The 1,175-nt window shown below is 47.2% G+C and carries 1 protein-coding gene; it reads right to left on the bottom strand.

The annotated features are described in order from the left end of the window. Positions 1 to 1,175 (bottom strand): elongation factor Tu (tuf, locus tag J3999_RS11810; protein WP_208128081.1); only part of this gene is annotated, 1,175 nt, incomplete at both ends.

Raw genomic sequence — 1,175 nt, 5'->3', positions numbered from 1 at the left:
GCAACAACACCTGCACCTACGGTACGACCACCTTCACGGATAGCGAAACGTAGACCATCAGACATCGCGATTGGAGCGATCAGTTCAACAGTCATCTGTACGTTATCACCTGGCATTACCATTTCTGTACCTGCTGGTAGCTCACAAGCACCAGTTACGTCAGTTGTACGGAAATAGAACTGTGGACGGTAACCGTTGAAGAATGGAGTGTGACGTCCACCTTCATCTTTTGAAAGTACGTATACTTCCGCTTCGAACTTGGTGTGTGGGTTTACAGTACCTTTGTGTGCTAGTACCTGACCACGCTCGATGTCTTCACGCTTAGTACCACGTAGTAGGATACCAACGTTATCACCAGCTTCACCTTGGTCTAGAAGCTTACGGAACATTTCAACACCAGTAACGGTAGTTGTTTGAGTGTCACGGATACCAACGATCTCGATCTCTTCACCAACTTTGATCACACCAGTCTCAACACGACCAGTTGCAACTGTACCACGACCCTGGATAGAGAAGATATCTTCTACAGGCATCAGGAACGGCTTGTCAGTTTCACGAACTGGCTCTGGGATGTAAGTATCTAGTGCTTCAACTAGACGTGCGATTGATGGCTCACCGATATCAGACTGGTCACCTTCGATTGCTTTAAGCGCAGAACCCATGATAACTGGAGTGTCATCACCAGGGAACTCGTACTCGTCTAGAAGTTCACGAACTTCCATTTCAACAAGTTCCATAAGCTCTTCATCATCAACCATGTCAGCTTTGTTTAGGTAAACAACGATGTATGGTACACCTACCTGACGTGATAGAAGGATGTGCTCACGAGTCTGTGGCATTGGGCCATCCGCTGCAGAACATACTAGGATTGCACCATCCATCTGCGCCGCACCAGTGATCATGTTTTTAACATAGTCAGCGTGACCTGGGCAGTCTACGTGTGCATAGTGACGAGTTTCTGACTCATACTCAACGTGTGCAGTTGAGATGGTGATACCACGCTCACGCTCTTCAGGAGCGTTATCGATCGCGCTGTAGTCTTTCGCTTCACCACCGAATTTTTTACCTTGTACGATTGTTAGAGCCGCAGTAAGAGTTGTCTTACCATGGTCAACGTGACCGATAGTACCTACGTTTACGTGCGGTTTCGAACGTTCAAACTTTTCTTTTGCCAT

The organism is Thiomicrorhabdus sp. 6S3-12 (genome assembly GCF_017571475.1).
GTDB lineage: Bacteria > Pseudomonadota > Gammaproteobacteria > Thiomicrospirales > Thiomicrospiraceae > Thiomicrorhabdus.
The sequence above is the reverse complement of the archived record's forward strand: the minus strand, read 5'-3'. Positions and strand labels throughout refer to the sequence as shown.